This is a genomic window from Aldersonia kunmingensis (assembly GCF_001646865.1).
Classification (GTDB): domain Bacteria; phylum Actinomycetota; class Actinomycetes; order Mycobacteriales; family Mycobacteriaceae; genus Aldersonia; species Aldersonia kunmingensis.
The window spans coordinates 1-5,524 of sequence record NZ_LRRB01000099.1 but is presented as its reverse complement, the minus strand read 5'-3'; the positions used below and the strand labels follow the sequence as shown (position 1 = coordinate 5,524).

At 66.8% G+C, this 5,524-nt stretch carries 7 protein-coding genes; 2 read left to right on the top strand and 5 right to left on the bottom strand.

What is annotated here, in order from left to right; all coding sequences use genetic code 11:
• Together A8G08_RS07275 and A8G08_RS07270 are read right to left on the bottom strand one after the other, a co-directional pair.
• The coding region (locus A8G08_RS07275; protein ID WP_169823277.1) for an FAD-dependent oxidoreductase at positions 1-451 on the bottom strand (451 nt) is incomplete at its 3' end.
• Complete coding sequence (locus tag A8G08_RS07270; protein ID WP_068272111.1) at positions 451-798, bottom strand: molybdopterin oxidoreductase; 348 nt, start codon at positions 796-798, stop codon at positions 451-453. The genes A8G08_RS07270 and A8G08_RS07275, both read right to left, overlap by 1 nt.
• 191 nt (positions 799-989) lie before the next feature.
• Between A8G08_RS07270 and A8G08_RS07265 the strand changes: the two genes are divergently transcribed.
• Together A8G08_RS07265 and A8G08_RS07260 are read left to right on the top strand one after the other, a co-directional pair.
• Positions 990-1,724, top strand: a complete 735-nt coding sequence (locus tag A8G08_RS07265; RefSeq protein WP_068272107.1) for a FadR/GntR family transcriptional regulator — start codon at positions 990-992, stop codon at positions 1,722-1,724.
• A gap of 12 nt (positions 1,725-1,736) precedes the next feature.
• Positions 1,737-2,615, top strand: coding sequence for a sterol desaturase family protein (locus tag A8G08_RS07260; RefSeq protein WP_068272104.1), 879 nt, complete (start codon positions 1,737-1,739; stop codon positions 2,613-2,615).
• Between the two features lie 88 nt (positions 2,616-2,703).
• Here A8G08_RS07260 and A8G08_RS07255 read toward each other — a convergent pair whose 3' ends face one another.
• From A8G08_RS07255 to A8G08_RS07245, 3 genes are all read right to left on the bottom strand, one after another.
• Entirely contained in the window at positions 2,704-3,852 is a 1,149-nt protein-coding gene (locus A8G08_RS07255; RefSeq protein ID WP_068272101.1) for an MFS transporter, read from the bottom strand.
• Between the two features lie 4 nt (positions 3,853-3,856).
• Positions 3,857-4,750: a PAC2 family protein gene (locus tag A8G08_RS07250; protein ID WP_068272098.1), complete on the bottom strand. Its 894-nt coding sequence runs from the start codon at positions 4,748-4,750 to the stop codon at positions 3,857-3,859.
• A 70-nt stretch (positions 4,751-4,820) separates the two neighbouring features.
• A partial coding sequence (locus A8G08_RS07245) for an LLM class flavin-dependent oxidoreductase (RefSeq protein WP_068272095.1) occupies positions 4,821-5,524 on the bottom strand: 704 nt, incomplete at its 5' end.

The following is a 5,524-nucleotide window of genomic DNA, read 5'->3' as shown; positions in this document are numbered from 1 at the left end:
GCGAATGTGCCAGCTGCAGCATGCCATTGGTGTCGGCGATGGTGCGGAAGCCGAACACGCCGCGGCCGAGGCGGCCGTCCGGCTCGCGCAGCCCGTCCATGTTCGGAAAGAAGGTGTTGGAGCCGGTGGCGATGATCAGCACGTCGTAGTCGACGACGCGGCCGCTCTCGCAGGTGACCTGCTTGGCGAAGCGGTCCAGGGTCAGCGCGCGGTCACCGGAGAACAGGGTGACGCCCTGCTCGCGGTACCAGCTCATCGGGTTGAGCATGAGGTCGTCGTCGTCGGTGTCGGTCTCCCCGGCGAGTACATGCGACAGCATGATGCGGTTGTAATTGCCGTAGGGCTCGTCGCCGATCATCGTGATCGAGAACTTCTCGGACCCGCCGCGCTCGAGAATCTCCTCGACCGTGCGTGCGCCCGCCATGCCATTGCCGACAACCAGTAACTTCATCAAACCTCCATGAGCCCGAAGTCGATGACGACCTCGCCCGTGCAGCCCGCCGGAGCGGCCACCACGAGTTCGAGCACGGTGTCGGGATCAACGTCCTCGACCACGCGCAACGGCACGTTCACCGACGATCGAGCGCCCATCGGGAACACCCGCATCGACGCCCCGTCGCGCCAAAGGGTGACCACGATCAGTTCGCCCGAGGAATTGCCGCCGCGGAAGTACAGCGGCTGGGCAGTGACACCACTCGGTACCTGGTAGCGCGTTGCCGCGTCGATCAGCTGGGGATCGTCGAGACCAGTGCCTATGAATGCAAAGACGCCCTGGAGGAAACGAGGAGTGCTGCCCATGGCCATGACTGTGAGGTGGGGACGTCACGCAGTGGCTGCCGCGACGTAACACGGGAGTCAGGAATACCTCTCACGGACGTTCGGGACGCTGACAGCTTTTTCGTGACATGGCGTAACGCAGTAAACGGCGGCGCTTCGACCAACTGGTTCAACCAGTTGACAAGTAGGCCAGTTGGCGGCACTCTCGTCGTGTGGCTATCGCTCCCGTCTCGCGCATCGCACTCTCCGACGCGGTGTATGCCCAGCTCGTCGAGGAGATCCTGGCGGGCCGGTTCGTGCCCGGCGAGGGACTGCCGGCCGAGCGGGAACTGGCGGAATCGTTCCAGGTCAGCAGGCACGTTCTGCGTGAAGCGCTCAAACGCCTGCAGCAGAGCGGGCTGGTGCAGATCAGTCAGGGCGGCGCCTCACGAGTGCTCGACTGGCGTAGCAGCGCGGGCCTGGACGTACTCGTCGACATCGTGCGTATCGCGCCGCTGCATCCCGTACGGATCCTGCGCGATATGGCCCGGATGCGGCAGTCGATCGGTGCCGACGCCGCCCGCTTGTGCGCCAATGTGGCGGACGAGACCGCGATTAGGCATATCACCGAACTGGCCCACGCGTATCCCGGGCCGGACACCGACCCAGTCGATCTGATCGCCGCGAATGTGGAGTTCTGGACGGCCGTGGTCGACGGCAGCGCGAACATCGCCTACCGCCTCGGCCTCAACACCCTCGTCGCCGCGATCGAGGCCATCGGTGTCGAGGCCATCGCGGGTCTACTCGACGAGTATTCCGACGGCGATGCCCTGATCGTGCTTGCCGAGCTCATCGCCAGCCGCAACGCCGACAAGGCGCACGAGGTGGCCACCGAACTTCTCGACGGCATCGTCGTCCAGCTCGACCGCATCATCGCCGCGACAGACGCTGCTGGCGCAGCGAAATAGGAGACCAGGCCTGTGTTCGACCTGATTGCCCACGCGATCCCGGTGTTCGTGATCTGCCTGATCATCGAAGCCGCGTCCTACCGTTTCCTGCGCGACGACGAACGGAATGTCCCGGACGGACAGCGCGGGTACAACATGCGCGACTCCGCCACGAGCATCGGGATGGGCCTGGGCAACGTGGTGATCAACATCGGCTGGAAGCTGGTTGTGATCGCGGTGTACTCGGCGGTGTATCTCGTTGCACCGATACACCTTTCGCCGACCAATCCGCTCACCTGGATCGCGCTGTTCTTCCTCGATGACTTTGCCTACTACTGGTTCCACCGGTTGCACCACACCGTGCGGGTGCTGTGGGCGAGCCATGTCGTGCACCACTCGAGCACGTACTTCAACCTGTCCACCGCGCTGCGGCAGACGTGGACGCCGATGACGTCGCTACCGTTCTGGCTGCCGCTCGCCCTGCTCGGTTTCTCGCCGTGGATGATCCTGCTCCAGCAGTCCGTGAGCCTGCTCTATCAATTCTTCGTGCACACCGAGCGTGTCGGAAAGCTCTGGCGCCCCATCGAATTCATCTGGAACACGCCGTCACATCATCGTGTTCACCACGCGTCGAACGCTGATTACCTGGACCGGAACTACGCCGGCATCCTTATCATCTGGGACCGCATGTTCGGCACCTTCGCACCCGAACGCGAACGCGCCGTCTACGGGCTCACCAAGAACATCGACACGTTCAATCCCGTGCGCGTGGCCTTTGGTGAATACGCCAACATCTTGCGCGATGTCCGCACGGCCCGGCGCTGGCGTGATCGGTTCGGGCACATGTTCCGCGGTCCGGGCTGGCAGCCGGTTGAGGTGCCAGTCGAGGTGCCCGCGCTGGCCCGGTCGTGAGTCAGGAAGCTCGCCAAACCGGTGCAAAACTTGTATCCGGGGCCGAAATTTCGCACTCACGAACACAATTTGCACCTTTGAAGGACTGCTAGCCGGCGCTGAGTCGATCTCGACCCCGCCCTGGCATGAGCAGCGGCGCAAAGACCGCCAACAACACTGCAGGCACAAGGAAACTCGCCACCGCGTGCGCGTCGTACACCGGCGTCAGCACCAGCGGAGTCAGTGCGGAACCGGCGAAGCGGAACGACTGCACCACCGAGACCGCGCCACCGCGGTTCGGCTCGTCCCCTCCGAGCACCGCCGAGTTCACACCGACCAGCATCAGCTGACCCGGCACCCCTGCCGCCGCCCAAGCCGCGACGGTGACCACCAGTAGCCCCGCCGTTCCGGTAGTCGCGATCAGTACCGCGCCGGTGAGCGCACCGATCACCACCGCCCGCCTCGCGCCGACCCGGTCGATCGCGGAACCGACCGGGCGTGCGGCGATGATGCCGGTCAGTCCGAAGCAGGTCAGTACGAGGCCGCGCCCGGTCGGGCCGAGCCCGAAGTCGTCCTCGACGCGGAATGCCACCAGGAAGCTCATACCGCCGAGCGCACCCCACGCAAGCATCGCTACGAAACCGATCCGGATGACACGCCAGCGCAACGCCTCGCGCAGCTTCGGTCGCCGGGAACCGGTGGGCGCGCGCCCGGGCGCCATCGGGACGCCAACGATCGCAAGCGCGGCCGCGACCAGGGCAATCACCACGAAGGCCCAGCGCCAACTGGCCTCGGCCGCGATGCCGCCGACCAGCGGTGCGCTGGTCTGACCCGCGGCCTGCAGGGCCCCGAACGTGCCGAGCGCGCGCCCGAGTCGGTGTGCGGGCGTCGAGGCGGCGAGCGCGGCCATCAACAGTGGGGTCGTGAAGGCGTTCGCGCAGCCCTGCAGCACGCGGCCGGCCTGCAGGACCGCGAAGACGGGCGCGAGCGCGCAGGTGAGCGACGCGACGATGTACACCACGTAGGCGATCCGGACCGTGCGCCGCGCACCCCACCGGGCGCCGAGCGTGCCGGAGACGAGCAGCAATGCGGCGAACGGGAACAGATACGCGGTGAGCGACGACGCGGCCGTCCCCGTGCTTACACCGAGGTCGGCGCCCATCTCGGCGAGCATCGCGCTCACCACGCCACCACCGAAGGGGCCGAGGAACCCGCCGATATAGAGCGCCGCCCGGCCGTACGGCTTCGTTGCCGTCACGGGCTTACAGCCCGAAGTTGCCCGGTCCCCGGCGTCGTAGGTACCGCTCGAACTCGGCAGCGATCGCATCCCCGTCGATCTTCGAGATCGCCTCCGAGATGTCCACCTCGGCATCGCCGCGCTCCTCGAGCGAGCGCACGTACTCGCTGATCTCCTCGTCGTCGGCGGTCATGTCGCTGACCGCGGACTCCCAGTCCTCGGCCTGTTTGGGCAGTTCGCCGAGCGGAACCTCGATATCGAGCACGTCCTCGACCCGGCGCAGCAGGGCGATCGTCGCCTTCGGGTTCGGCGGCTGCGAGACGTAATGCGGCACCGCCGCCCAGAACGAAATGGCGGGCACCCCGGCCTTGACGCACTGGTCCTGCAACACGCCGGTGATGCCGGTCGGGCCCTCGTACCGCGTCTGCTCCAGGTTGAACCGCTCTGCCGCGTCCTTGCTGTAGGCCGATCCGGTCACCGGAACGGGGCGGGTGTGCGGTGTATCGGCGAGTAGGGCGCCCAGGATGACCACGGTCGAAACACCCAGCTGGTCGATGAAATCGAGCAGGTCAGCGCAGAAACTGCGCCAGCGCATGTTCGGCTCGATACCGCGCAGCAGGACCACGTCGCGATCACTGCCCGGCGGGGAGCAGACCGACAGGCTCGACGACGGCCACTGAATCTCGCGGGTGACGCCCTCCACCTGCCGCACCGTCGGCCGGTTGACCTGGTAGTCGTAGTAGTCCTCGGAATCGAGTTCGGCGAGCGGCTCCGCGTCCCAGATCAACTCGAGATGCTCGACTGCCCCGCTTGCTGCGTCGCCGGCGTCGTTCCACCCCTCGAAAGCTGCGACCAGGAACGGGTCACGCAGCTTCGGCAGTTCGGATTCCGGGCCGACCGGAAACTCTGCATCGCTCACCTCGCCAGCGTAAGCGCAATCCGATGCTCGGCGGATGGTGACGGCGCCGAAGCGCCCCCGTCGATCGGTTCTAGGTAAGGAGTGGCATAACGTCCGCCGCGAACCTCCGCAGTTGGTCGAATTCGTCCGCGACCGGCCAGAGGAAGACCCGCGCCGCGCCCGCCGCGTGCAGGGCGGCGAGCTTCTCGGCGACCGCCTCCGGCGGGCCGAATGCCAACCGCGGCGCGAGCATTTCGGCCGGCCGATTGGTTGCCGGTGCCACCCGTTCCTGCAGCACTCGATCGGCCCGTTCGGCCTCGTCGAGGTGAAACCACATGGTGGCGACCCCGATCGGGAACGCCTCGGGGTTGCGGCCGTCGCGGGTCAGTAACTCGCTCAACCGGCGCCGTCCATCCCCGATCGACTCGGCCGACATGTGATACGCCGACGCCAGCCAACCGTCGCCGAGGCGGGCGACCCGGCGCAGACCCACGGCCGAACCCCAACTGCCGATCCACAGCGGCGGGCCGTCACCGTGCACGGGCGCCGCGCGCTCGTCACCGACGTCGTAGAACCGCCCGGAGAAGGTGTTGCCTCGCAGAATCGCCCGGGTCGCTGCCACCGCCTCGTCGAAGCGGGGCCAGCGCTGCTCGAAGGGCAGTCCGACACTGTTGTAGTCGTTCGCCGACGAACCCGGTCCCAGCGCCGCCACCAACCGACCGCTGGACAGCACGTCGATCGCCGAAAGGCTCTTGGCCAGCGGCATCGGTCCGCGCACCACCGGATTGGCGATCG